This window comes from Stenotrophomonas sp. MYb238 (assembly GCF_009496535.1).
Taxonomy (GTDB): Bacteria; Pseudomonadota; Gammaproteobacteria; order Xanthomonadales; family Xanthomonadaceae; genus Stenotrophomonas.
The window spans coordinates 48753-71375 of sequence record NZ_WIDL01000005.1 but is presented as its reverse complement, the minus strand read 5'-3'; the positions used below and the strand labels follow the sequence as shown (position 1 = coordinate 71375).

Annotated in this window: 20 protein-coding genes and 1 tRNA gene; 7 read left to right on the top strand and 14 right to left on the bottom strand. The window is 66.5% G+C overall.

What is annotated here, in order from left to right; all coding sequences use genetic code 11:
- The first annotated feature begins 9 nt into the window (after positions 1-9).
- The 3 genes from CQ393_RS04945 to CQ393_RS04935 are packed head-to-tail and all read left to right on the top strand — an operon-like array spanning position 10 to position 4003.
- The gene (locus tag CQ393_RS04945; protein WP_153190519.1) at positions 10-1263 is read left to right on the top strand and encodes a restriction endonuclease subunit S; all 1254 of its coding nucleotides are present in this window, start codon (positions 10-12) and stop codon (positions 1261-1263) included.
- Positions 1260-2399 carry an AAA family ATPase gene (locus CQ393_RS04940; RefSeq protein WP_153190518.1) on the top strand — a complete coding sequence of 380 codons (1140 nt, stop codon included), beginning with the start codon at positions 1260-1262 and terminating at the stop codon, positions 2397-2399. Before CQ393_RS04945 ends, CQ393_RS04940 begins: the two co-directional genes overlap by 4 nt.
- Positions 2396-4003, top strand: a complete 1608-nt coding sequence (locus CQ393_RS04935) for a type I restriction-modification system subunit M (protein ID WP_153190517.1) — start codon at positions 2396-2398, stop codon at positions 4001-4003. Before CQ393_RS04940 ends, CQ393_RS04935 begins: the two co-directional genes overlap by 4 nt.
- Positions 4004-4190: 187 nt before the next feature.
- Here the strand turns inward: CQ393_RS04935 and CQ393_RS04930 are convergent, their stop codons facing one another.
- The 9 genes from CQ393_RS04930 to CQ393_RS04890 all read right to left on the bottom strand — a co-directional run bounded on the left by CQ393_RS04930 (position 4191) and on the right by CQ393_RS04890 (position 12494).
- Entirely contained in the window at positions 4191-5402 is a 1212-nt protein-coding gene (locus tag CQ393_RS04930) for a site-specific integrase (protein ID WP_153190516.1), read from the bottom strand.
- Between the two features lie 194 nt (positions 5403-5596).
- The gene (gene ychF, locus CQ393_RS04925) at positions 5597-6688 is read right to left on the bottom strand and encodes a redox-regulated ATPase YchF (RefSeq protein WP_153190515.1); all 1092 of its coding nucleotides are present in this window, start codon (positions 6686-6688) and stop codon (positions 5597-5599) included.
- A gap of 76 nt (positions 6689-6764) precedes the next feature.
- The gene (gene pth, locus CQ393_RS04920) at positions 6765-7346 is read right to left on the bottom strand and encodes an aminoacyl-tRNA hydrolase (RefSeq protein ID WP_153190514.1); all 582 of its coding nucleotides are present in this window, start codon (positions 7344-7346) and stop codon (positions 6765-6767) included.
- A 51-nt stretch (positions 7347-7397) separates the two neighbouring features.
- Positions 7398-8003, bottom strand: a complete 606-nt coding sequence (locus CQ393_RS04915) for a 50S ribosomal protein L25/general stress protein Ctc (protein WP_153190513.1) — start codon at positions 8001-8003, stop codon at positions 7398-7400.
- A 110-nt stretch (positions 8004-8113) separates the two neighbouring features.
- Positions 8114-9073, bottom strand: a complete 960-nt coding sequence (locus tag CQ393_RS04910; RefSeq protein WP_153190512.1) for a ribose-phosphate diphosphokinase — start codon at positions 9071-9073, stop codon at positions 8114-8116.
- A 134-nt stretch (positions 9074-9207) separates the two neighbouring features.
- A tRNA-Gln gene (locus CQ393_RS04905) sits at positions 9208-9284 on the bottom strand.
- Positions 9285-9295: 11 nt separating this feature from the next.
- The gene (gene ispE, locus CQ393_RS04900; protein ID WP_153190511.1) at positions 9296-10168 is read right to left on the bottom strand and encodes a 4-(cytidine 5'-diphospho)-2-C-methyl-D-erythritol kinase; all 873 of its coding nucleotides are present in this window, start codon (positions 10166-10168) and stop codon (positions 9296-9298) included.
- Positions 10165-10812 carry a lipoprotein insertase outer membrane protein LolB gene (gene lolB, locus CQ393_RS04895; protein WP_153190510.1) on the bottom strand — a complete coding sequence of 216 codons (648 nt, stop codon included), beginning with the start codon at positions 10810-10812 and terminating at the stop codon, positions 10165-10167. Before lolB ends, ispE begins: the two co-directional genes overlap by 4 nt.
- Entirely contained in the window at positions 10809-12494 is a 1686-nt protein-coding gene (locus CQ393_RS04890) for a tetratricopeptide repeat protein (RefSeq protein ID WP_153190509.1), read from the bottom strand. Before CQ393_RS04890 ends, lolB begins: the two co-directional genes overlap by 4 nt.
- A 68-nt stretch (positions 12495-12562) precedes the next feature.
- Between CQ393_RS04890 and hemA the strand changes: the two genes are divergently transcribed.
- The 3 genes from hemA (at position 12563) to CQ393_RS04875 (ending at position 16715) form a co-directional block, all read left to right on the top strand.
- A complete protein-coding gene (gene hemA / locus CQ393_RS04885) occupies positions 12563-13846 on the top strand; it encodes a glutamyl-tRNA reductase (protein ID WP_153190508.1) in 1284 nt (427 codons plus the stop codon).
- The gene (gene prfA, locus CQ393_RS04880) at positions 13824-14909 is read left to right on the top strand and encodes a peptide chain release factor 1 (protein ID WP_153190507.1); all 1086 of its coding nucleotides are present in this window, start codon (positions 13824-13826) and stop codon (positions 14907-14909) included. The genes hemA and prfA overlap by 23 nt, the downstream gene beginning before the upstream one ends.
- Positions 14910-15014: 105 nt before the next feature.
- On the top strand, positions 15015-16715 hold the full coding sequence (locus tag CQ393_RS04875) for a tetratricopeptide repeat protein (RefSeq protein WP_153190506.1): 1701 nt from the start codon (positions 15015-15017) through the stop codon (positions 16713-16715).
- A 75-nt stretch (positions 16716-16790) separates the two neighbouring features.
- On the opposite strand, the gene CQ393_RS04870 is transcribed toward CQ393_RS04875, so the two are convergent.
- The 3 genes from CQ393_RS04870 to CQ393_RS04860 are packed head-to-tail and all read right to left on the bottom strand — an operon-like array spanning position 16791 to position 19546.
- Positions 16791-17039 carry a hypothetical protein gene (locus CQ393_RS04870; RefSeq protein ID WP_153190505.1) on the bottom strand — a complete coding sequence of 83 codons (249 nt, stop codon included), beginning with the start codon at positions 17037-17039 and terminating at the stop codon, positions 16791-16793.
- A complete protein-coding gene (locus CQ393_RS04865; protein WP_153190504.1) occupies positions 17036-18385 on the bottom strand; it encodes a TFIIB-type zinc ribbon-containing protein in 1350 nt (449 codons plus the stop codon). The genes CQ393_RS04870 and CQ393_RS04865 overlap by 4 nt, the downstream gene beginning before the upstream one ends.
- A 21-nt stretch (positions 18386-18406) precedes the next feature.
- Positions 18407-19546, bottom strand: coding sequence for an SPFH domain-containing protein (locus tag CQ393_RS04860; protein ID WP_153190503.1), 1140 nt, complete (start codon positions 19544-19546; stop codon positions 18407-18409).
- Positions 19547-19715: 169 nt separating this feature from the next.
- Here CQ393_RS04860 and ppk2 point away from each other — a divergent pair, with 169 nt between their 5' ends.
- Positions 19716-20495 (top strand): polyphosphate kinase 2, encoded by a 780-nt coding sequence (gene ppk2 / locus CQ393_RS04855; protein ID WP_153190502.1) that lies wholly within the window; start codon positions 19716-19718, stop codon positions 20493-20495.
- Positions 20496-20723: 228 nt separating this feature from the next.
- Here the strand turns inward: ppk2 and CQ393_RS04850 are convergent, their stop codons facing one another.
- Both CQ393_RS04850 and CQ393_RS04845 read right to left on the bottom strand, forming a co-directional pair.
- The gene (locus CQ393_RS04850) at positions 20724-21311 is read right to left on the bottom strand and encodes a TlpA disulfide reductase family protein (RefSeq protein WP_153190501.1); all 588 of its coding nucleotides are present in this window, start codon (positions 21309-21311) and stop codon (positions 20724-20726) included.
- Positions 21308-22582: a YihY family inner membrane protein gene (locus tag CQ393_RS04845; protein ID WP_153190500.1), complete on the bottom strand. Its 1275-nt coding sequence runs from the start codon at positions 22580-22582 to the stop codon at positions 21308-21310. Before CQ393_RS04845 ends, CQ393_RS04850 begins: the two co-directional genes overlap by 4 nt.
- Positions 22583-22623 lie beyond the last annotated feature (41 nt).

Here is a 22623-nt window from a genome sequence, read left to right as displayed (position 1 = left end):
AATTCAACAATGAAAAATAGCGATCAAAAATCCATTCGATTGACAACCGCTCATATTCACTCACTTTTTTCATTTCCCAGCGAATGGGCCGTAAGGCCTCTGCACGAGGTTTTGCTAGAGCACGGCGAGAAAGACGACGGAAATTGCGAAGTCCACTCTGTTTCAGTGCAAAAGGGGATAATAAATCAAAGGGAACACCTCGGCCGGAGTTACGCCACCTCGGATACCGGAAAATATAATTTAGCGCACCATCATGATGTAGTTTACACAAAAAGCCCCACCGGAAGCTTTCCATTCGGCATAGTCAAGCAAAACAAAACAAAAAAAGATGTAATCCTGTCGCCACTGTATGGAGTTTTTCGCCCACAGAGCGCAAGCATTGGCTTAATTGTTGAAAGCTTTTTTGAATCCCCATCCCGATCAATAAAGTTTCTTGAACCGCTGGCCAAGAAGGGCGCAAAAAACACAATTCAAATTTCAAACAGCACGTTTCTTTCTGGAAAAATACCTTTCCCAAAAACGGCTGAAAAGCAAGATTGCCTGGCTGCATTCATATCTTCAGCCGAAGAGTTGATCAGCCTGGAGAGCGAAAGACTTGAATCCCTTAAAGAATTCAAGAGAGCTCTCCTGCAGAGCCTATTCCCTAGCAAGGGGTTAGCAACCCCAAGCTTGAGGTTTCCAGAGTTCCGCGAGACTGCCCCATGGGCTAAGCGCCCGGCAGCGGAGATTTTTAGCAATCGGGTTGATCGAGGAAATTCAAATCTCCCGATTTATTCCGTCACAATGACTGAAGGCATGGTTCCTCGATCATCGCTAGACCGAAAAATTGATGACCTCGCCGATTCCAACGGGAACAAAGCTGTAAAAAAGGGCGATATTGTCTATAACATGATGCGCATGTGGCAAGGTGCTCTCGGTGTTGCGCCGGAGGATTGTATGGTCAGCCCTGCCTATGTGGTCCTTGTCCCTCGAGACATAAATCCAAATTTCTTTTATTACCTCTTGAAACTGCCAGAGACAATGCAAGTCTTGACGGCACATTCTCGAGGACTAACGGAGGACAGGCTCCGATTGTATTTTGATGACTTTTCCAAGATACAACTGCACTGTCCACCCATCGAAGAGCAGAATAAGATTGCGGATTCGTTAATGTCTCTTGATGAGGTCCTCAACGTGCAAAGCAAGAAAGTGCAGGCATTGAGAACTCATAAGGAGTCTTTACTGCAGAGTCTATTCTTTGTAGGAACTCGGACTTCAGAATGAGAAATTCTAAATCCTTTGCAGGAATAATCGAAGTTTCCGCCCACCTCCGAAAAGAACTAGAAAACAAGAACGTAATTATTTTATATGCCTACAACGGCACGGGAAAAACACGCCTGTCCATGGCGTTTAAGGATATCGGCAAACAGGGTGGCGCTGACGATGATGTACGTGACACCCTCTACTTCAATGCCTTCACCGAAGATCTCTTCCACTGGGATAACGACCTGGAGGGGGACAGCGACCGCAAGTTGACGCTGAACGCCGACTCGCGCTTCTTCTCCGGCTTGGCCGAATTGGAGATGGACAACCGCATCCGGCCGCTGCTGCAGCGTTACGCGGACTTTGACTTCCGCATCGACACCCAGGAATGGGCGGTGCGGTTCTCGCGCACGGTGAACGGGGAGGTCATCGACAACATCAAGGTGTCGCGCGGCGAAGAGAACCTCTTCGTCTGGTGCTTCTTCCTCGCCGTCATGCGGCTGGCGATGGACCCGGAGATCGAGGCCTACCGCTGGGTGAAGTACGTCTACATCGACGATCCGATTTCGTCGCTCGATGAGCACAACGCCGTCTCCGTGGGCAACCACCTTGCGCAGCTATTGAACAAGGCAGACAACCCGCTGAAGATCATCATCTCGTCGCACCATCCGCTGTTCTTCAACGTGATGCACAACGAACTGGATGCGCGCAAGTCGAAGAAAGTCTCGGCGCACTTCTTGTCGCGATCCAAAACGGACGGCTCATACAACCTGGCCTACACCGGGGCGACTCCGTTCTTCCACCATGTGGCGGTGCTGACGGACCTGTACCAGGCTGCTCATTCGGGCGAGCTGTACACCTACCACTTCAACATGCTGCGCTCGGTGCTGGAGAAGTCAGCGAGTTTCCATGGCTTCTCGAAGTTCTCGGCCTGCATCCCGACCGACGATGCGGACGACCCGGAAGGCGTGTTGCATGCCCGGCTCATCAACATCCTGAGCCACGGCGACTATTCCTTGTTCGAACCCGTGCCGATGGGAGACGAGAACAAGGAGCACTTCAAGACGATTCTTGATGGCTTCCTGAATCGCTACCCGTTCAACCCCGATTTGTTCCCCCAGCCTGCACCGGCTGCTGGGCCAGCAGGTACACCATGACCGATTTCGAAAAGCAAAAACTGGGCAAGACCCTTTGGGCGATTGCAGACCAACTGCGCGGCGCCATGAACGCGGATGACTTTCGCGACTACATGCTCGCCTTCCTGTTCCTGCGCTACCTCTCGGACAACTACGAGGCCGCTGCCAAAAAAGAGCTGGGCCAGGACTACCCGAAGCAGATCGACGGTTCAGTCACTACGCCGCTGCAGCTTTGGTACGAGGCCAACGAAGGCGATGTCAAAGAATTCGAGAAGCAGATGCGCCGCAAGGTGCACTACGTGATCGAGCCGCAGTACCTGTGGGGCAACATCGCCGAGATGGCGCGCACCCAGGATGGTGAGCTGCTTAAGACGCTGCAGAGGGGCCTGGGCTACATCGAGACGGAATCATTCGCCAGCACCTTTCGGGGTTTGTTCTCCGAGATCAACCTCGCCTCGGACAAGCTTGGCAAGACCTACGCCGAGCGCAATGCTCAGCTGTGCAAGATCATCAAGGAGATCGCGAACGGGCTGAGCCAGTTCTCGACCGACAGCGACACGCTGGGCGATGCCTATGAGTATCTGATCAGCCAGTTCGCAGCAGGCTCGGGCAAAAAGGCGGGCGAGTTCTACACCCCGCAGCCCATTTCAAGCATCCTGTCAGCCATCGTCACGCTGGACGGGCAGGAGCCCGCCACGGGCCAACGCTCGCACCTGGACAGCGTGCTGGACTTTGCCTGCGGGTCTGGCTCGCTGCTGCTGAATGTGCGTCACCGGATGGGGCCGCACGGCATCGGCAAGATCTATGGGCAAGAGAAAAACATCACCACCTACAACTTGGCGCGCATGAACATGCTGCTGCACGGGGTGAAGGATTCAGAGTTCGATATCTTCCACGGCGACACCCTACTCAACGAGTGGGATGCCCTGCGCGAGACAAACCCGGCCAAGATGCCAAAGTTCGATGCAGTGGTGGCCAACCCGCCATTCAGCTATCGCTGGGAGCCCTCGGAATCGCTCAGCGAGGACATGCGCTTCAAGAACTATGGCCTGGCGCCCAAGTCGGCGGCGGACTTCGCGTTCCTGCTGCATGGCTTCTACTTCCTGAAGCAGGACGGCGTGATGGCCATCATCCTGCCGCACGGGGTGTTGTTCCGTGGCGGCGCCGAGGCCCGCATCCGCACCAAGCTGCTCAAGGATGGGCACATCGACACGGTGATTGGCCTGCCCGCCAACCTGTTCTTCTCCACCGGCATCCCGGTGTGCATCCTTGTGCTGAAGAAGTGCAAGAAGCCGGACGACGTGCTGTTCATCAATGCCGCAGAGGAGTACGACAAGGCCAAGCGGCAGAACGTGCTTCAGTCCGAGCACATCAACAAGATCATCGACACCTACCAGTACCGCAAGGAAGAGCAGCGCTATTCGCGCCGCGTGAGCATGGAAGAAATCGAGAAGAACGATTTCAACCTGAACATCTCGCGCTACGTGAGCACGGCTGAGGCCGAGGAAGAGATCGACTTGGCGGTGGTGCATGCCAACCTGCTCGCCGCCGAACAGAAGATTACCGAAGCCAAGAAGCGACACAATCAGTATCTGGCTGAACTGGGATTGCCTTTATTGCCCTAGGCGATCCCCCAAATGGGGTAATCCAATACAAATTACCCTATTTTTTACTTCACTACCCTATTTCCCGCATCAGCCTCTCGACAAAAGCAAACTGCAAGGGAACGGTATCCAAGGGACAAAGGCCCGAGCCAGAAAAGGAAAGGGCCACCCCTGTCCATTAATTCCGCGACACCCGGCCAAATCTTCCCTATGCTGTGCCGCTGCCCTCCGCCGCACCCAGATAGTCCGCCCAGTCCTGCAACAGCGTCCTTCTCTGATCCAGCAGCAGCGCCTTGTTGTAGGTCGCCCGTACCTTGTTGCTCTCCACGTGGGCAAGCTGTCGCTCGATCGCATCGGGCCGGAATCCGTTCTCGTTGGCCCAGGTTGAAAAGGTCGTCCGCCAACAGTGCGGTGTTGTTCCCCGGCCCAGGTTCATGTCGCGCATGGCATAGGTCAGCCGATTGGGTGTGGTGAAGCCCTTGCCGCTCCGGTGCGGGAACAGGTAGCGGCCACCGCCCGTGATGCGCTGCAAGTCCTTCAGTACTGCAACGGCCTGTATGGACAGCGGGCAGACATGATCGCGCCGGGCCTTCATCTTGGCCGCGGGCCGACGCCACAGCGCATCCTCAAAGTCGAACTCGTCCCACTCGGCATCCGCCGCCTCCCCTGGACGGCAGGCGGTCAGCGCAATCAGCCGCAGGCACAACGAGGTCTCCGGATAGCCCCGGTAGCCGCGCAACTCCTGATAGAACTTCTGGATTTGCTCTCGCGTCATCGCCGCCTTGCTCTCGCTGGACGGCACGCGCAGCAGCCCGCGCAGGCTGGGGATCGGATTGGCCTCGACCAGCCCCCGCACCACCGCGAACTCAAAGATCGCCGAAAGATCGCCTTTGACGTGGATGGCCGCCCACGCACCATGAGCCTTGCACTCCTCCAGCAACGGGCGGATCTGCTTGACGCCAATGTCACTCATCGGCATTCCGTCGAACTTGGGCGACAGGTACTTCCTGATGCGGGATTCTTTCGTGCGATAGGAACTGAGCGCAAAGACTGGCTTGATCTCGGCCAGGTAAGCCTGCGTCACCTTGGCGAACAAGCTTTCCTTTGCACGCTTGCGTTCCTCCAGCGCCTCCAGGTTGCGCTCTTTGACCTGCCGCCGCTCATGCGCAGGATGAATGCCTTGCTTGACCAGGGCACGCGCCGTCTCTCGGGCCGCACGTGCATCCGCAAGGCTTACTTGAGGAAAGCCGCCAATGGCAAAGAGGTTCTCCTTGCCTTGCAGGCGGTACTTCCACCGCCAGAGCTTGCCGCCGGTGGGCTTGACCAGCAGGAACAGGCCCCCGCCGTCTGAAAGTTTCCAGTCTCGATCAGTCGATTTGGCCGACCTAACCTTGAGGTCGGTGAGTAGATTCTCGGGCATCGTTGGACTCCACTGCGGGGAGATGTACCCCCACGGTTGAACACGAGTACCCCCAACGCTACCCCCAAATTTTTCAGACCTCGATGAACAATAGGAACGCTCAGCAGACCGTATTGTTTGGCAAGTCCTTGATTTAAAAAGACCTGCCCAATCCACCGAGCGCTATCAAGCGCTCATGAGTTCCGAAAAATCCGTCAGACGTTGAAGCGGAAGTGCAGCACGTCGCCTTCCTTGACGATGTAGTCCTTGCCTTCCAGGCGCAGGCGGCCGGCTTCCTTGGCGCCCTGCTCGCCCTTGAGGTTGATGAAGTCGTCGTAGCCGATGGTCTCGGCGCGGATGAAGCCGCGCTCGAAGTCGGTGTGGATCACGCCGGCGGCCTGCGGCGCGGTGGAACCGGCGCGCAGTTGCCATGCGCGGACTTCCTTCACGCCGGCGGTGAAGTAGGTCTGCAGGCCCAGCAGCTTGTAGCCGGCGCGGATCACCCGGTTCAGGCCCGGCTCGTCCAGGCCGAGGTCCTTGAGGAACTCGTCGCGGTCGGCGTCTTCCAGCTGCGACAGTTCTTCCTCGATCGCCGCGCACACCGGCACCACCTCCGCGCCTTCGGCCTCGGCGCGGGCGCGCACGGCATCGAGGTGCGGGTTGTTCTCGAAGCCGTCCTCGGCGACGTTGGCGATGTACATCAGCGGCTTGAGCGTGATCAGGAACATGTCGCGGATCAGCGCCTTCTCTTCCGCGTCCAGGCCGGCCGAGCGCGCCGAACGGCCCTGGTCGAGCGTGGCGGCCAGCTTCTCCAGCACCGGCTTGCGCGCCAGCGCTTCCTTGTCGTTGGCCTTGGCCGCGCGGGTGGCGCGGTCCAGCGCCTTCAGCACCGACTCGAGGTCGGCCAGCGCCAGCTCGGTGTCGATGGTCTCGATGTCGGCGATCGGGTCGACCTTGTTGGAGACGTGGATGACGTTGCCGTCCTCGAAGCAGCGCACGACGTGTGCAATGGCGTCGGTCTCGCGGATGTGGGCCAGGAACTTGTTGCCCAGGCCCTCGCCCTTGGACGCGCCGGCGACCAGGCCGGCGATGTCGACGAACTCCATCGTGGTCGGGATCACCCGCTCGGGCTTGACGATCGCCGCCAGCGCATCGAGCCGCGGATCGGGCACCGGTACGATGCCGGTGTTCGGCTCGATCGTGCAGAACGGGAAATTGGCCGCGGCGATGCCCGCCTTGGTCAGCGCATTGAACAGGGTCGACTTGCCCACGTTGGGCAGGCCGACGATGCCGCATTTGATACCCATGCCACAAACTCCAGGATTCGGGATTCCGGCCTGCGCTCTCCGGCGGCGTCGCCGCGCGCGAAAGCGCAGGCCGCAATCACGGTTTGCCCGTGTGCAGCCGCTTCATGGCCTCGTTGAAATCGCCCTGCACCGCCAGCGGCAGCACGTCGATGGCGTCGTCGATGGCGCGCGAGACCAGCACTTCGTCGTCCTTCGACGGACGGCCCAGCACCCATGGCACCACGCGGTCCTTGTGGCCGGGATGGCCGATGCCGATGCGCAGGCGGTGGAACCTGCCATGCCCGAGCAGGCGGATGGTGTCGCGCAGGCCGTTCTGGCCGCCATGGCCGCCGTCGAACTTCAACCGCGCCGTACCCGGCGGCAGGTCCAGTTCGTCGTGCGCGAGCAGGGTCTGTTCCGATTCGATCTTCCAGAACCGCTGCGCGGCGGTGACCGACTTGCCGGACAGGTTCATGAAGGTGGCCGGCTTGAGCAGCCATACCGGCTGGCCGCCGATGTCGGCCTTGGCCACTTCGCCGAACAGCTTGCCTTCGAGCGTCCAGCGCGCGCCCGCCCGTTCGGCCAGGGCCTCAACGAAATGAAACCCGGCATTGTGCCGGGTCCGGGCGTGTTCGGTTCCGGGATTGCCCAGACCGACGATCAATCTCAGGCCAGTCATGCGTCCACCGTTGGCTGCGTCCGCCCGGTGCGGGCGGACGCAACCGGCCGATTACTCGGCGGCTTCCTCGGCGGCGGCGCTCGGCGCCTTGGCGATGACGACGGCATCGTCGTGGTCCTTGCCCAGCTTCAGCGCCGGGATTTCCACGCCCGCCGGCAGCTTGATCTGCGACAGGTAGATGATGTCGCCGGCGGCCAGGGCGGCCAGGTCGACTTCGATCGACTGCGGCAGGTCCTTCGGCAGGCAGGTGATGTGCACTTCCTTCAGCTCGTGGGTGACCAGCACGTCGGCGGTCTTGCCGGCCGGGGAGATCTCCTCGTTGATGAAGTGCAGCGGCACGGTGGCGTTGAGCACTTCGTTCTCGTTCACGCGCTGGAAGTCCAGGTGCATGACCAGCTGCTTGTACGGGTGACGCTGCATGTCGCGCAGCAGCACCTTGTAGATGCTGCCGTCGAGGTTGAGGTCGATGATCGAGGAGTAGAACCACTCGTTCTGCTGGGCCAGCCAGATTTCGTTGTGGTTGAACTCGACCATCGCCGGCTCGCGGTCACCGCCGTAGACGATGCCCGGGACCAGACCGGCGTGACGCAGGCGGCGGCTCGCACCCTTGCCCTGCACGTCGCGACGGGCGACCTTGATTTCGTGGGACTTTGCCATTGTTGACTACTCTTCTTGGTTGTTGCACCGCAGGCGGTGCGTGATGGAGGCATCCCCGCGACCAGGGATGCCGCTGCCGGTTCCGGCAAGGCGCCGGAACCCGGGGTTCTTCAATCCACGTACATCGAGCTGACCGACTCGCCGAAGGCGATGCGGCGCATCGTCTCGGCCAGCATCTCGGCCACGCTGATCTGGCGGATCTTGGTGCAGACACGGGCCACGTCGGACAACGGGATCGTGTCGGTCACCACCAGCTCGTCGAGCTGGGAGTTGTTCAGGTTGTCCACCGCCGGGCCCGAGAGCACGGCGTGGGTGCAGTACGCGGCGACCTTGACCGCGCCGCGCGCCTTCAGCGCGGCGGCGGCGGCGCACAGGGTGCCGGCGGTGTCGACGATGTCGTCGACCATCACGCAGGTCTTGCCCTCGACGTCGCCGATGATGTTCATCACCGTGGCGACGTTGGCGCGCGGACGGCGCTTGTCGATGATCGCAAGGTCGGCGTCGTCCAGGCGCTTGGCCACCGCGCGGGCGCGCACCACGCCGCCGACGTCGGGGCTGACCACGATCAGGTTGTCGGTGCCGTAGGCGCGCCAGATGTCGGCCAGCAGCAGCGGCGAGGCATACACGTTGTCCACGGGCATGTCGAAGAAACCCTGGATCTGGTCGGCATGCAGGTCGACCGTGAGGATCTGGTCGGTGTGCACGGCCGAGAACATCTTGGCGGCGACCTTGGCGGTGATCGGCACGCGCGAGGAGCGCATGCGGCGATCCTGGCGGGCGTAGCCGAAGTACGGCACCACCGCGGTGACGGATGCGGCGCTCGCGCGCTTGAGCGCGTCGATGATCACCAGCAGCTCCATCAGGTTCTCCGCGCTCGGCGCGCAGGTCGGCTGCACCACGAACACGTCCTGCTTGCGCACGTTCTCCTGGATCTCGACCTGCACCTCGCCGTCGGAGAACTTGGAGACCAGCGCCTTGCCCGGCTGCACGCCCAGCTCCTTGCAGATGCTCTGCGCCAGGTGTTTGTTGGCATTGCCGGAAAAAACCAGCAGGTTCTGTGCATCTTGCATGTCGGCTTTCTCGGGCGGCGGCGAAAGAGCGGGAGCGGGGGAACATCCTGTGGCGGCAGCGTCTGGCATCCGGGGCCGGCGCGTTTGCTTCCCCGCACGGGAGCGTGCGGGCTGCCGCGGGAAAACCCGGGCAGTGGCAGGGGCGGTAGGATTCGAACCTACGAATGCCAGGATCAAAACCTGGTGCCTTGGGCCTCTTGGCGACGCCCCTGCATCAATCCATCACTGCTTCGTTTCCAGCGCATCGAGCAATGGCGAGCGCGCTGCGCCCGCGACCACCCATGCGCGCAGTTGGCCCGGCAATTCCGCCCGCGCCTGCTCGGCGGCAGCACGCGTGGCGAATTCGACGAAACAACCGCTTCCCGACCCGGTGAGGCGTGCCTGGCCGACGCGCGAAAGCGCCTGGAACACCGCTTCGACGGCGGGTTCCCGGCATCGCAGCACCGGTTCGAACGCATTCCCGAGGACGGTCCCGGAAGCGAAGTCCGCTATTTTCGCGGGCGCGGCATCCCGCGTCAAATCCGGGGAACCGAACAGGTCGGCGGTGGGCACGTGCACGCCCGGATCGACCAGCAGGTACCAGGCCGGCGCCAGGTCCAGCGGCGCCAGCCGTTCGCCCACGCCCTCGGCCCAGGCATTGCGCCCGCGCACGAACACCGGCACGTCGGCGCCCAGGCGCAGGCCCAGCCCGGCCAGCGCGTCCTCGTCCAGGCCGGTGTTCCACAGCGCATTCAGCGCGACCAGCACGGTCGCCGCGTCGGACGAGCCTCCGCCGAAACCGCCACCCGCCGGGATGCGTTTTTCGACGCGGATATCTACGCCTTGCGTGCAATTGGCCGCATCTTTCAGCGCAATCGCCGCGCGCACCACCAGGTCGTCGGCCTCGGCCACCCCGGGAACGGACAGCCCCTCGCGGCGGACCCGGCCATCGCCGCGCAGGCGCAGGCCGATGCGATCGCCCCAGTCCAGCAGGCGGAACACGGTCTGCAGTTCGTGGTAGCCATCCGGCCGCCGGCCGGTGATGTGCAGGAACAGGTTCAGCTTGGCCGGCGCCGGCCAGTACGACCAGCCGGCCGCGTCCGCGACGGTGCTCATTGGCCGTCCATGCTCCATTCGTCGACGATCAGCCGCACCTTGGCGTCGCCGTTGACCGCCTCGATGCGGCGCGGCAGGGCCGGCCGGGCCTCTTGCTGCGGGTACCAGTCCAGATAGTCGATGCGCCAACCGTCCTGCTCGAGGACCCGGGGCAGTCCTGCGGCGTCATAGCCCTGATAGGCCGGCGCGACCGCGCCCGGCGCGGGCATGCCGCGCACCCAGGCCGCCAGCCGTTCCACCGGAATCTCCCAGCCGGTGGCCTGCAGCAGCACCTGCCCCGCATCCGCGCCGCTGCGCGGACCGCCTTCCAGCCCGTCCAGCCGTACCGGCTGCCCGGCACCGCCGCTCAGCTGCCAGCTCTGCCGCGTCACCGGCGCGGCCAGGCCGACCTGGTAGGCATCGCCCCGCTGCTGCCAGTCGATGCGGCCATTGCCGCCGTTGCGGCCCTTGCTGATGGCGACCCGGCCCTGGAACGACCACATCGGCAAGGTATCCAGTACCGCCAGCCGCGCCGTTTCGAGGGCCGGTTCCGACGTCGTATGCACCTGCGCGGCCGGCGGCGCCTGCCGCGTCGCCATCGAACCGCAGCCCGCCAGCGCACCGGCCAGGAACAGCGCCGCCATCCACCGCCACATCGTCGTCATACGCCAAGCGCCTCGACCGCACGCTGCAGCGCGCGGTTGTCAGGGTCCAGCCGGCGGGCCTCGTCGAAGAAGCGCCGCGCCTCGTCCTTCTGCCCGAGCGCCCACAGCACCTCGCCGACGTGCGCGGCGATCTCCGGGTCCTTGTTCAGGCTCCAGGCGCGACGCAGCTGCACCAGCGCCTCCTCCTTCCGCCCCAGCCGGTAAAGCACCCAGCCATAGCTGTCGACGATGGCGGCGTTGTCCGGCTCGGCCACGCGCGCGCGGTCGATCAGCTCCAGCGCCTCCTGGTAGCGCGCGGTGCGGTCGGCCAGGGTGTAGCCCAGCGCGTTGAGCGCGGCCACGTTCTCCGGTTCGGCGACCAGGATCTTGCGCAGGTCGGCCTCGGCGCGCGCGATGTCGTCGCGCCGCTCCCAGGCCAGCGCGCGCGCATAGAGCAGCGCGCCGTCGTCCGGGTAGGCGGCCAGGCCGCGGGTCAGGATGTCGACCTCGGCATCGTTGTGTTCCTCGCGCTGCTGCAGCTCGGCTTCCAGCAGGTAGGCATCGCGGCGCACGTCGTCGTCCACCGAGGCGTCGGCCTGGATGGCGTGGACCTCGTCGGCGGCCTGCGCCTTCTCGCCGAGTTCGTGCAGGGCATTGACCGCGCGCAGCCGCGCTTCGTTGCGCTGCGGGCCGCCCGGCACGCCGTGGTACCAGTCCACCGCCTCGCGGTAGCGCTTGAGGTACTCGGCGATGCGGCCCAGCAGCAGGCGCTGGTCCGGATCGGGCTTGCTGGCCCTGGCGGAGATGTCGCGGTAGAGCGCCAGCAGCCCGGCGTCGTCCTTCTGCTTGGCCAGCAGCGAGGCGCGCATGCCCCAGGTCTGCACGTTCTGTTCGCCCACCGAAAGCATGCGCTCGGCGGCCCGGGGCTCGCCGAAGGCGTCGTAGGCGAACGCCAGCGCGTTGCGCAGTTCCTCGTCGCCCGCGGCCCTGGGCTCGATGTCCTTCAGCAGGGCCAGCGCATCGTCCTTCCTGCCGGCCTGGTTGAGCTGGGTGGCGTGCAGCAGGGCCACGCGCGGTTCGTCGGGGAACCGCCTGACCACCTCGCCGACCATGCGCTGGGCCAGTTCCGGACGCTCCATGCGCAGCGCCAGCCGGCCGAATTCCTGCCAGGCCTCCAGATCGTCGGGGATCGCGCCGGCATCGACCAGCTCTCCCAGCACCTTGGCCGGCGCGGCCGGATCGCGGCCGCCGGTGGCCAGGGCCAGCACCGCATAACGCCAGGCCCGCGGCTCGCGCGAGCGCAGCACCGCCAGCAGTTCCTTGCGCGCCAGCCGGGTGTCGCCCTGGCGTAGCGCCAGCGAGGCGCGGGTACCGCGCACCGCCAGCGCGCCGGGATCGCGCTGCGCCCACAGCGCCAGCGCCTCGGCCGCGCTGGCCTCGTCGTCGGCCAGCATCGCGATGCGGGTGGCGCGCTCGGCCAGCCCCACGTCGCCCGCGCCCTCGCGCGCGGCCTGCAGGTACCAGCGCGCGGCATCGGCCAGCTTGCCCGCCTGCAGCGAGAACTCCCCCGCCAATACCGGGGTCAGCGAGGCCTCGCCTGCCGTCGCCGGCGGTGGCGGGGCCGCCAGCAACGCCGGCGACGGCAGGCAGAGCAGCAGCAGGCCGCACAGGGATTTGAAGCGGGTTCGGTTGAAAATGGGCATCTACTGCAACCGGGCCGTAAAATGGGGGCCATCAACAGCCAGCAGCTTATCGCAAGCAACTGAACAGAATGACCCTGTGGGTGCTCGGACTGAACCATCAGACCGCGCCGGTGGAACTGCGCGAACGCGCAGCCTTCGGCGGCGAAGCGCTGCCCCGCGCACTGGCCTCGCTGCGCCAGTCGCCGCAGCTGGCCGAAGCCGTGCTGCTGTCCACCTGCAACCGCACCGAGCTGTATGCCATGGCCGAGGACGGCCAGTCCCTGGCGCAGTGGCTGGAAAGCCATGCCGGCGACCTGCAGGGCTACCTGTACCAGCACCGCGACGACGATGCGGTGCGCCACCTGTTCCGCGTCGCCACCGGGCTGGACTCGATGGTGCTGGGCGAGCCGCAGATCCTGGGCCAGGTGAAGGACGCCTGGGCGCTGGCGCACGACAGCGGCGCCATCGGCAACAACCTGGACAGGCTGTTCCAGCAGACCTTCTCGGTGGCCAAGCGCGCGCGCACCGATACCCGCGTCGGCGCCAACCCGGTATCGGTGGCCTCGACCGCGGTGCGCCTGGCACAGGATTCGTTCGCGCGGCTGGACGACTCCACCGTGCTGCTGGTCGGCGCCGGCGAGACCATCGAACTGGCCGCCAAGCACCTGGGCGAAGCGCGGGTGAAGCGCCTGCTGATCGCCAACCGCACCCTCGCCCACGCCCAGGACCTGGCCAGCCGCCACGGCGGCGTGGCGCTGCCGCTGACCGAACTGGAGCGCCACCTGGCCGAGGCCGACGTGGTGTTCTCGGCCACCGCCGCGCGCGAGCCGGTGATCCTGCAGCGGCAGGTCGCCGCCGCGCTGCGTGCGCGCCGGCACAAGCCGATGCTGCTGTTCGACCTGGCGGTGCCGCGCGACATCGAGGCCGGCGTGGGCGAACTGGCCGACGCCTATCTCTACACGGTCGACGACATGGAGCGCGCCGTGGAGGAAAACCGCCGCAGCCGCCGCGAAGCCGCGACCGAAGCGGAGGCCATCATCGACCTGCAGGTGTCCCGCTACATGGAGAACCTGCGCGCCACCCACCTGCAGGCGCCGCTCAAGCAGCTGCGCGCGTTCGGCGAGGCCACCCGCGCCGAACTGCTGGAGAAGGCCCGCCAGCAGCTGGCCCACGGCAAGACCGCCGACGAGGTGCTCGAGCAGCTCGCCCACGGCCTGACCAACCGCCTGCTGCATCCCCCTACCGCCGCGCTGCGGCAGGCCGCGCTGGAAGGCGACGCCGACCTGACCCGCGCCGCCGAGCGCCTGTTCCCGGCCGCGCCCGGGTACCGCCACCCCGTTGCGAGGACCGATGACGCCGACCCTGCGCCGTAAGCTGCTGGCCCTGGCCGAGCGCCGCGAAGAACTGGAACGCCTGCTTGCCGACCCGGACGTGGTCGCCGACAACGCGCGCTTCCGCGACCATTCGCGCGAATTCGCCCAGCTCGAGCCGGTCGCCGCCGCGCTGGCCGCCGAGACCCGCGCCCGCGCCGACCTCGCCTCGGCCGAGGCGATGCGCGCCGACCCGGAATTGCGCGAGCTGGCCGAGGAGGAGATCGCCGCGGCGCAGGCGCGCCTGCAGGCGCTGGACGAGGAACTGGCCCTGCTGCTGGTGCCCAGAGACCCGCGCGACGAAGGCAACCTGTTCCTGGAAGTGCGCGCCGGTACCGGCGGCGACGAGGCGGCGATCTTCGCCGGCGACCTGTTCCGCATGTACGCCCGCTATGCCGAGCGCCAGGGCTGGAAGGTGGAGATCGAATCGGACAACCCCGGCGAGCACGGCGGCTACAAGGAAGTGGTGGCGCGCGTGGTCGGCCGCGGCGCGTATTCGAAGCTGAAGTTCGAGTCCGGCACCCACCGCGTGCAGCGCGTGCCGGCCACCGAATCGCAGGGCCGCATCCATACCTCGGCCGCCACCGTGGCGATCATCCCGGAAGCCGACGATGTCGAGGACATCGCCATCAACCCGGCCGACCTGAAGGTCGACACCTTCCGTTCCTCCGGCGCCGGCGGCCAGCACGTCAACAAGACCGAATCGGCCATCCGCATTACCCACGTGCCGAGCGGCGTAGTGGTCGAATGCCAGACCGAGCGCAGCCAGCACGCCAACCGCGACAAGGCGATGAAGCGGCTCAAGGCGCAACTGCTGGATGCCGAGCGCAGCAGGCAGGCCGCGGCCGAGGCGCAGACCCGCAAACTGCAGGTAGGCAGCGGCGACCGCAGCCAGCGCATCCGCACCTACAACTTCCCGCAGGGCCGCATCACCGACCACCGCGTCGAGGGCCTGACCCTGTACGACCTGCCCAACATCATCGAAGGCGACCTGGACGCCCTGGTCGGCCGCCTGCTGCACGAGCACCAGGTGGACGAGCTGGCGCGGTTGTCCGAGGGCAGCTGAGCCACGCCTGCCGCTTCGCGCGGCCACCATCCGGAAGGATGCGCGGGCGCGGCGCCGGAATGGCGGCAGAATCGGACGCATCGCGACAGAGGGTCCAGCCACCGCATGAACGCCCCGTACGACGAACGCCAGCAGCTGCGCATCGCGGTGCAGCGCCAGCCCGCCGACTTCATCGCCTGGGTGATGCTGGCCGACGCCGAACTGGGCGCGGGCGACCTGGCCGCCGGCGAACGGGCCGCGCAGCGCGCGCTGCAGCTGCGCCACGACCATCCCGAGGCGCTGGCAAGGCTGGGGCGCGCGCGCTGGATGCAGGGCCGCCACGAGGAAGCGGCCAACCTGCTGCGCCACGCCTCGCGGCAGGTGCCGCAGCATCCCGGCATCGCGCTGTGGCTGGGCCATGCGCTGGAGGACGCCGGCCAGCCGGAAGCGGCCGCCGATGCCTACCGCCGCGCCCATGCGCTGATGCCGGAAGAGGCGTACATGGCCGCGCAGCGGTTGAACTGGCAGCGGCGGCTGTGCGACTGGCGCGGGCTGGAAGCGTTGTCGCGGCAGGTCCGCCACGCCGTGGCGCAGGGCAATCCCGCGGTGGAACCGTTCGCCTTCCTCAGCGAGGACGCCAGCGCCGCCGAACAGCTGGCCTGCGCCCGCCAGCGCGCACAGGCCGTCGCCGCCGCGACGCCGCGACTGCCGCCGGCGCCGCCGCGCGCGCAAGGCCCGCTGCGGGTGGGTTTCCTCTCCAATGGCTTCGGCGCGCATCCCACCGGGCTGCTGACGGTGGCGCTGTTCGAGCAGCTGCGCGCCCACGCCGGATTGCAGGTGCACCTGTTCGCGCTCAACCGCGACGACGGCAGCGGCATCCGCCAGCGCCTGCACGCAGCGGCGCATGCGCTGCACGCGGTCGACGCGATGCCGCACGCGGCCATCGCCCGGCGCATCCGCGAGGCCGGCATCGACGTGCTGTTCGACCTGCGCGGCTGGGGCGGCGGCGGCACCCCGGAAGTGCTGGCGATGCGGCCGGCGCCCGTGCAGATCAACTGGCTGGCCTACCCCGGCACCTCCGGCGCGCCGTGGATCGACTACGTGCTGGCCGACGGCTTCGTGCTGCCGCCGGCGCTGGAACCGGCCTTCAGCGAGAAGGTGCTGCGCCTGCCGCGCGCGTTCCAGCCCTCGGACAACACCCGCGTAGTCGAGCAACCGCCGTCGCGCCGCGAGTGCGGCCTGCCGGAGCGTGGCGACAACGGCGAAGGCGTCGTGTTCTGCTGCTTCAACAACAGCTACAAGCTCAACCCGCGCAGCGTCGCGCGCCTGCTGGAAGTGCTGCGCGGCGTGCCCGGCAGCGTGCTGTGGCTGCTGTCCGGGCCGGGCCTGGCCGACGACCGCCTGCGCGAGGTCGCACGCTCGCAGGACATCGATCCGGCGCGGCTGGTGTTCATGCCCAAACTGCCGCACATGCAGTACCTGGCGCGCTACCGCCACGCCGACCTGTTCCTCGACACCCATCCCTACAACGCACACACCACCGCCTCGGACGCGCTGTGGGCCGGCTGCCCGGTGCTGACCGCGCCCGGCGCCACCTTCGCCGCACGCGTGGCCGGCAGCCTCAACCATCACCTGGGGCTGGACGGGATGAACGTGGCCGATGACGCGGCCTTCGTCGCCACCGCGATCGGGCTGGGCAACGATCCGGCCGCGCTGGCAGCGGTGCGCGGGCGGCTGGCCGATGCCCGCCGCACTTCCGGCCTGTTCGACATGGCCGGCTTCGCCAGCGACTTCGCCGCCCTGCTGCGGGACCTGGCCGACCGGTAGGAGCGCACCTTGGTGCGCGATGAGGCTTTCCCGGTACGGCCCATCGCGCACCAAGGTGCGCTCCTACGGCGACGGCTAACGCAGCCGTTTCACCCGCTGCCGGTAATCGCCCACGTTGTCGCCGTCGATGCGCCGCTGCTGGGTGCCCTTCACCTCGCCGACCTTCCGCTCCGAACCGGTCACCGGCTTGGCGTCGATGTCGGTCTCGTGCTCGAAGCCATGCGATTTGTCGGTGTTGCGGTAGTACCGGTACAGCGCCCAGTACAGCGCGGTCGCGCCGGCCGGGCCTGCGGCCAGCAACCAGAGTCCACTGTCGTCGCTCATGAGGCAGCCACCAGGAATGCGATTGCGAGGGCTTCGATGATCGTGCCGGCGGTGAGCGCGGCCAGCAGCAGCTTCCACTGCTGCACCGGCACGCTGCCCATGGTCTCGCCGGTGCGGCCGTTGACCGCGATGTAGTGCAGCATGCCGCCGTTGCTGCCGGGCTGGTGGTAGGAGTACAGCCACACCGGCAGGTACATCGACACCCAGCGGGTACCGTGCACCTCCAGCTGCTCCTGCTCCCAGCGCACGCCGCGGTCGTAGCGGCGCACCGAACGTTCCACCTGCGCGCGCGCGATCGACAGCAGCTGGTCTTCCAGGCGCGGGCGCAGCTTCTCGACGTCGAGGTCGCGCTTCTCCGAGGTGAAGCCGGCCAGGTAGGAGGCGTTCCACTTCAGCGCGTTCTTGGTGTCGAACGGCAGGATGGTGTTGATGATGTTGTTGGTGTTGGCGCGCGTGTCCAGGTTGCCGCGCCCGGCGGAGGATTCCAGCGGCAGGTCGTCGACGGTGAAGTCCACCTGCCGCTCCACCTGGTAGACGTCGGCGTCGTAGTAGGTCTGCTTGTTCTTGTCGGTGCCGCGGGTGTATTCGCGCGTCTTGATCTCGCCCTTGCCGGCCACCGCGGCGCTGACGTTGCCGTCGACGATCATGTACGGCAGGTAGACGCCGACCACGTTCTCGGGCGTGAACTGCTCCTTGAACGCCTTGAGCGCGAACAGGCGGCGCTTGTCCACGAACTGGCGGATGCGCGCGACCGCGTCGTCCTTCCTGATGTGGAACGGCAGCACCGCGTCGGGCACCGCGCCGTTGGCGATCTGCTCGTTGACGCCGAACACGTGGCGGCACCAGTGGCAGCGCGCGGTCATGGTGCTTTCGGTGTTGACCGTGACCTCGGCGCCGCAGCCGCTGCACTTGAAGGTCATCAGCGCGGAGGTATCGGCGTCGATGTCGCGCGCGCCGGAGGCGATGACCGTGCCGCGCAGCTGGTCGATGGCCTCGCCGAGCCCGAACTCCTCCTCCACGCGTGCGCCATGCCATTCATGGCGGCAGTACAGGCAGACCAGCACGTCGGTGCCGGCGCGGGGGCGGATGTCGGTGGCGCCGCACTTGGGACAGCGGTTGAGGCCGTCCTTCAGCTCGGTGGCGGAGGTATCGATGGCCAGCGGATCGGGGGCTTCGACCTCGTCACGGATGGCCTGCGGCAGGTGCGCGGTATCCAGCGGGAAGCTGCCGGGCGCAGGCGGGACGTCACGCGGCGAACCCGGTCCGTCCAGCGCCGCCGCCGGCAGGGGCGGCGGTGCGGAGGCGGACCCGGGCAGCGGCGGAGGGCCGTTTCGGGGATCGGACATGGGCGTCGTGCGTCCTGCCGGTTACAGGCCCAGCGCCTTGGCTTTCAGCGCGTCGTAGTCGCCCTGAGTGATCAGGCCCAGGTCCAGCATTTCCTTGGCCTTCTTCAGCCTGGCGACCGGATCGTCCGCGGCCGGGGCGACCGGCTGCTGCATGCCGCCGACGCCGAACATGCCCGAGGCCATGCCGACCCCGACCAGCCCCGCCGCGCCGCCGTTCTCGCCGGCCGACTGGATGCCCTGGGCGACGCTGGCCTGCAGGTTGGAATTGCCGCGCGCGCCGGACAGCGCATCGGCGCGCTGCACGGTCTTGAGCAGTTCGCGGGTGTTGGCGTCGTACTCGATGGAGACGATGGCGGTCTTGACGATCGCCAGGCCGCGGTCGGACTGCCATTGGTAGGCCTGCTCGACGGCCGCCGACAGGCTCTGCGCGAAGCCGATCGAGTCCTGCTGCAGCTTGGTGATGCGGTTGCCCTTGCCCGGATCGTTCGTATACAGGCTGAAGGCCGGTGCCAGCGAACCCACCACTTCGTTGAACAGCTGGCTGGCGGCGGCGTTATCCAGGTCGGTAAAGTCGAACACCTGGCCCGGGCGCAGGTAGCTGGCCGGCACGAAGTTCTTCACGAACAGGATCGGGTCGACGATCTTCAGCGTGTACGAGCCGCGCGTGACCGCGCCGACCTGGGTGTTGAGGAAGCCGTCGTCCCAGTAGATCTCGGACTGGGTGCCGAAGCGGTTGTCCGGCAGTTCCTTCAGCGAGACGAAGAACGCCGCCTGCTGCGCGCCCGGCTGGCCGCCGAACTTGAAGCGCTCCCAGCTCTGCTTGATGAAGGTGCTGACCAGGCCGTCGCCGGCGAAGATCGACTGCGAGTTCGGATCGTCCGAACGCCACTCGTAGCCGCCCGGCTCGGCGACGAAACCGGTGATCGCGCCGTCCTGGAACAGCAGCAGGCCGTAGCCCTCGGGCACCACGATCTTCGAACCGTTGCTGATGATGTTGGACGAGCCGCCGGTATTGGAGCCACGGCCGGCGTTGGTGCCGCGCGGCACTGCCGCGAACAGCGCCGCCGTCGCCGGCAGGCCGTCCGGCACCGTGAAGAAGTCCTTCCACTGGTCGGCCAGCACGCCGCCGATCGCACCCTTTGCTGCCTGGACAAGCCCCATCGCACTGCTCCTGATCCATTGCCGGGCACCACGCCCGGCGCATCGGCAAAACTACATGAAAACCGGTGACCGAGACATCGCCCCGCGCGGCGCCGCAGGCCGGCCGCATGTCCCGACAACGCCCCCACGGCCGCTGCGCTAGGCTCGCACCTCCAGACAAGGAACCGCCATGGGCAAACTCAAGCGCAAGGAATACGAACGGCTGCTGGAACCGATGCAGCTGGAACTGGCGGCGATGGCGCGCTGGGTCCAGCATTCGGGCCAGCGCCTGCTGGTGCTGTTCGAGGGCCGCGACACCGCCGGCAAGGGTGGCGCGATCCAGGACGTCGCCCGGCACCTGAACCCGCGCCAGTGCCGCGTCGTCGCCCTGCCCAAGCCGACCGACCGCGAGAGCACGCAGTGGTATTTCCAGCGCCACGTCGCCCACCTGCCCGCCGCCGGCGAGATCGTGCTGATGGACCGCAGCTGGTACAACCGTGCCGGCGTGGAGAAGGTCATGGGCTACTGCAGCGACGCCCAGTACCAGGCCTTCCTCGCGCAGGCGCCGGTATTCGAGCGGCTGCTGGTGGACGACGGCATCCTGCTGTTCAAGTACTGGCTGTGCGTGGACCAGGAGCAGCAGGAAAAACGTTTCGCCGAACGCCGCGAGGACCCGCTCAAGGGCTGGAAGCTGTCGCCGGTGGACCTCAAGTCGCGCCTGGAATACGGCGCCTATACCGTTGCGCGCGAGGCCATGCTGGACGCCACCCACACCCGCCATGCGCCGTGGACGCTGGTGGATTTCAACGACCAGAAGCGCGGCCGCCTGACCCTGATCCGCGACCTGCTCGACCGGCTGCCGGAAACCGCCATTGATGACCCGCCGGTCGAACTGCCGCCGCTGCCGGGCAAGCCGAAGAAGGAAAGATACGGCGAGGTGAAGCCGCTGCCGCCCTACCCGGTGGCGTGAACCGCCGTTCGCCCGGAATGCCTGTGCCGGGTGAGCTCAGAACCTACAGGGCCACCGCACCTGCTCCCCGTAGAGGCGGGGCTTGTTCCGCATCGGGTCTCGCCGGGAAAGCCTGTGCTGGGAGAGCCCGACACCTACAGGGCCACCCCAACTGCCTTCCTGTAGATGCGGGGCTTGCCCCGCATGGCGCTTACCGGGGCAAGCGCCATCCATCTCTGCCGGGCGGCTTCAGGCCGCCTTGCCGCCGGCCTCGGCGATGGCCTGTTCGATCTGCCTGGCGTCCACCGGGCCGAGGAACTGCCTGGCGACCTTGCCGTCGGGCGCGATCAGGTAGGTCATCGGCAGGCCGCGCGGCGTGGCGAAGTCGGCCGGCGGGTTGTAGGGGTCGAGGATGACGATCGGGTAGGCCACCGGGTGCTTGTCCAGGAAGGCGCGCATCTCGTCCGGCTCGATGTCCTCGTAGGCCAGCCCGACCACCTCGACATTGCCGCGCATCGCATGCAGCGCCGACAGCTCGGGCATCTCCTGCAGGCATGGCCCGCACCAGGTCGCCCAGAAATTGACCACCACCCACTGGCCGCGATGGCTGGCCAGGTCGTAGTCCTTGCCGTCCACGGCCTTGGCCTGGAAGCGCGGCATGTCCGCGGTCTTCGCCACCGCGCCGCTTGCGGCGGCATCGGGTGCGGCGTCAGGTGCGTCAGCCGGGGCGGCGGCCTGAGGCAGCGGGGCAGTCGCGGCGGGCGCCCCGGCGCCGGGCTGCCCGCAGCCGGCCAACACCAGCGCCAGCAGCGCGACGGGAAGCAATCGGATGGTCATCGTTCGTCTCCGGTGATGGCGTAGATCTGGTCCACGTTGCGCTTGAGCAGCTCGCGCAGCGGCACGCGCAGGTCGTCCAGCGCGCGGCAGGCCGCCTGGCCCAGTGCGTCCTCGCGGAACGGCAGGTATTCCTCGGCGACCGGGATGCGCAGCTGCGAGCTTTCGTACAGCTCGCGCAGGGTGATGCGCTCCAGGTCGCGGGCCAGCAGCCACTGCCCGCGCTCGTCGCGGCGCAGCAGGTCGATGGTTTCCATCTGGCACAGCAGTTCCTGCAGCAGCGAATCGGTGAGCATCGGCTCCAGCGCCAGCAGTTCCTCCTCGCCAAGTCCGCGGCCGTGCTCGCGCGCCTCGCGGAAGCGCCCGATCAGCCGCAGCAGCGCGTACAGTTCGCAGCCCTGCGGCAGGCGCAGCGCCGCTGGCTGGTAGCGGAACGCGGCGATCGACGAGGCCAGCGACGCGCCCAGCAGCACCGACACCCAGCCCAGGTAGATCCACAGCAGCAGGATCGGCACGAACGCCACCGTGCCGTAGAGCTTCTGGTAGGACTGGAAGCTGCCCAGGTACAGGCCCATGCCCCACTTCACCAGTTCCAGCATCACCACCGCCAGCAGCGCGCCGGGGATGGCGTGGCGCCATTTCACGATGTGGTGCGGCACCACCCGGTAGACCAGCATCACGCAGGCGAACTCGATCAGCACCGGCGCCAGGCGCAGCGCCAGGTCGGCCAGCCAGCGTCCCTCGACGGTGCCGAACAGCGGCAGCGCGAACACCTTGGCCGACACCGCCAGCGACGCGGCGGCGAGCATCGCGCCCAGGGTCAGCACGGTCCAGTACACCAGGAAGCGGGTCAGCCGCGGCCGCGCCGAGGCCACCCGCCAGATGCGGTTGAAGATCTGCTCGATGCTGTTGAGGGTGATCAGCAGCGAGGCCACCAGCGCGATGAAGCCGGCCGCGGTGAGCTGGCCGACGCTGGCCGAGAACTGCCGCAGGTAGCCTTCGGCGGCGCGCGCGGCCGAGGGCACGAAGTTGGAGAACACGTAGTCGCTGAGCGCCTCGCTCCAGCGGTCGAACATGGGGAACGCCGACAGCACGCCGAACACCACGATGGCCAGCGGCACCAGCGCGAACACGGTGGTATAGGCCAGCGCGCCGGCCGCCTCGAACAGGCGGTCGTCGAGGAAACGGTGCCACAGGAAACGGGCGAAGCTGGCCCGGCGGCCGCGGTCACGGACCCGTTCCATCCATAGATTGAGCGAATCCAGAGGTTCCATGCGGCAAGGGTACCCGATGCAAAGCGCGGCCCGCATCGCCG